Origin of the sequence: Actinomyces sp. MRS3W, from assembly GCF_032465695.1 — a bacterium.
Classification (GTDB): Bacteria; Actinomycetota; Actinomycetes; order Actinomycetales; family Actinomycetaceae; genus Actinomyces.
Genome location: NZ_JAWDJJ010000075.1, coordinates 1 through 2,849, shown reverse-complemented (window position 1 = coordinate 2,849; position 2,849 = coordinate 1). Strand labels below are relative to the sequence as shown.

The 2,849-nt window shown below is 65.6% G+C and carries 3 protein-coding genes; 2 read left to right on the top strand and 1 reads right to left on the bottom strand.

The annotated features are described in order from the left end of the window. A partial coding sequence (locus tag RWX45_RS02120) for an ADP/ATP-dependent (S)-NAD(P)H-hydrate dehydratase (RefSeq protein ID WP_316022138.1) occupies positions 1–954 on the top strand: 954 nt, incomplete at its 5' end. A 96-nt stretch (positions 955–1,050) separates the two neighbouring features. Here the strand turns inward: RWX45_RS02120 and RWX45_RS02115 are convergent. Further along, the gene (locus RWX45_RS02115; protein WP_316022137.1) at positions 1,051–1,950 is read right to left on the bottom strand and encodes a hypothetical protein; all 900 of its coding nucleotides are present in this window, start codon (positions 1,948–1,950) and stop codon (positions 1,051–1,053) included. A 621-nt stretch (positions 1,951–2,571) separates the two neighbouring features. Between RWX45_RS02115 and RWX45_RS02110 the strand changes: the two genes are divergently transcribed. Further along, positions 2,572–2,849: alanine racemase (locus tag RWX45_RS02110; protein WP_410050661.1), on the top strand; the 278-nt coding region annotated here is incomplete at its 3' end.

Sequence of the window (2,849 nt, the reverse complement as noted above, 5' to 3'; positions counted from 1 at the left end):
GCCGGCGCCCACGACCACAAGTACACCCGCGGCGTCGTCGGACTGTGGGCCGGCAGCCAGACCTACCCCGGCGCTGCGGTGCTGACCGCCTCCGCGGCCGTGCGCACGGGCGCCGGCATGGCGCGGCTGGTGGCGCCCGCGCGCGTCGCCGACCTCGTGCTCGCCCGCCGCCCGGAGGTGGTGCCCGCCGACGGGCGCTGCCAGGCACTGGTCATCGGGCCGGGCACCGACCCGGCCGACACCGCTCGCGCCGCCGAGCTCAGCGCCACCCTGGACCGGGCCCGCGGCGACCTGGCCGCCGCCGCCCCGGTCAGCGACCCGACCACGTCGGGTATCCCTGCGGTCATCGACGCCGGGGCGCTGCCGCTGCTGGCCGCCAAGATCACCTCCGGGGGCCGCTTCGCGCCGTGGCACGTCCTCACCCCGCACGCCGGCGAGGCCGCGGCACTGCTGGCCGCCCTGGGGGAGCGGAGCACACGGGAGGACATCGAGGCCGCCCCGGCTGTCGCCGTGCGTCGCCTGGCCGAACTGACCGGCGCGACCGTCCTGCTCAAAACCACCCCCACGCTGATCGCCGCCCCGGGTGAGGTGTTGGTGTCGGTCGACTCCGGCCCGGGCTGGCTGGCCACCGCCGGCAGTGGGGACGTGCTGGCCGGGATCATCGGTGCCCTGCTCGCCGCCGCCCAGGCCGATGCCGAGACCGGCGGTACCGGGTTGGGCGGGGAGGCCGCCGCCCGCTGCGCCGCTCTGGGCGTGCGGCTGCACGCGTTCGCGGCGGCGCACGCGGCCGGCGTGGTGGATACCGCGGCAGCGGCCGGTCAAGCTTCCGGGCATCCGATTGCGGCGCTGGACGTGGCCGAGGCCATCCCGACCACCTGGGAACGGCTCTGGAGCGTCGGCCGGGGACCGGCCACGGGCATCAGCGGAAATAGTGTCTGTGAGTTATCGGCGTGAGCGTGGTGGTTACGACCGGGGCGGGTGTGACCATGGCGGGGTGTGCCGGCCCGGTGACCGGTATGGGCTCATTTGGTGCTGCACTCAACAGGAATGTCACTGTGTCGGGTTCGCGGGCGCTCCCGCCGAGTTGGTACTTGCTGCTGCGCTTGGCGCCATAGTCGACTGTCGATCGGTTTTAGTGTAATTGTGTAGCTTGTTTGCGCGGACACAGGAGGCGAATGCGTAGACGATGGACGCGAGGGCGACGGCAACGCTAAGACGCATGTAGTAAGTATCGGATATTATCGCAGGGTTGCCGAGGCTATCTTCTAGTGCCATAAAACTCGGCCAGTCCGCGAGCAATTCTCTCGTGCTCAGGGTTTCCACCTCGCTAAGTTTTGGTATGCGTACGCCATTCGCCGTCATGTGCTGGACAAGTGTAGATTCGATCAGCAGAGGAGTTATGTTAACCTTCTTCAGTGCCGTAGAAATGATGATGAAGGCCAATGGTGCGGGGGCTGCTTTGTAAAGGGCGTTGCGGGTATCTATGAGTTGCGGGAGGCATAGCGGGAGACCTAATACGAAGCCTGTAGTGGCTCCAATCGCCGCTGTGTTCAACAGTAATGTTGGTGTCACTGAGCGCAGGGTGTTGAGATTGTCCATTACCATGGCGATCAGGGGGATGAACGCTCCGGCGATTGAGCCGACCAGTCCGGAGTAAGCCGTGAACTGTGCTAGCGCTTGAAAATACTTCTGGATTTTGATGCGGATGAGCGTGGAACCTCCGACGCAAAGAGCGGCGGCTATGATAGTGAGCCCCGACGATGCGCTCCAGCAGGATCCAATTAAGACGAAGTTGTGAGAAATGATATGTTGTATGAATATTGCCGAGTCGTCGTAGTCGTCCATGAACACCGCTGATACTGCGATTACGGATGTGATGAGGGCTGCTCCATACAGCAAAAAGAATATGCGAACGAAGCCGCGTCCGTCGAGAAGGCGGGCAATGCGCATGTGTTCGAGTGTTAGTCCCAGGCGCCACCCGCTCGGATCTGGTGCTACGATTCGCGCAAACTTGAGCCACCTCCGCCTGATAGTTCTCCAAGCATTGTCGTTGGGGGACTCTGCCTGTTGTCTAATGAGCCATGATGTCGCTCCTGTCGTTGTCGCGACAATCCAAACAAATATGCTGAGGCGCAGGAATGCGATTGAGTTAGTGCCCGCGGCAGTGACAATGAAAGAGAATCCTGCGCAGGCGACCGCGCCGTACAGGCGCTCACGATGCCGCCACCGTTCTAGCGGTGATCGCAGGGGGCGAGGGCTGGCGACACGATAGAACCCGCGAATCGCGAGGATTAGTATGGCGAGGCCGATTGTGAACGACAGTAGAACAACGACGAGACGTGGCATGGTCGGGCCTTTCTCAGGGAGGTGAGCCGGGGCTGTGTGGTCACCCGGGCGTTGCCAACTTATCCATGGGCTGGGCTCCGACGCGAACACCGGCGGCGAGGTGTCCACGCGGGCAGGAGGTCGGAGACAATATGGTGCTCATCGTCTCAACCGCGGACCGGCTCCAGCCAGCTTCCCACCACCGCATCCGCCCGCCGCAGGGCGCGGAGTGGAACAATCACCACCGTGAACGCGATCGCCCCGCCTCCCGCGACGACCTCCCGCGCCGTGATCGACCTCGACGCCGTCGCGCACAACGCCCACGTGCTCGCCGCGGTGGGCGGCGTCCCCTGGATGGCCGTCGTCAAGGCCGACGCCTACGGCCACGGCCTCATGCCCATCGCCACCACCTGCTTGGAGGCCGGCGCCACCTGGCTCGGCGTGGCCCAACTCGCCGAGGCTCTGCACCTGCGCGCCCTGCTCGACGACGCCGGCATCGCCCGCCCGGCCCGCCACCCGGACTC

Bases quoted from the DNA above. Each gene is read 5' to 3' on its own strand.
- RWX45_RS02115 (WP_316022137.1), bottom strand. From the start codon at position 1,950: ATGCGCATTGCCCGCCTTCTCGACGGACGCGGCTTCGTTCGCATATTC.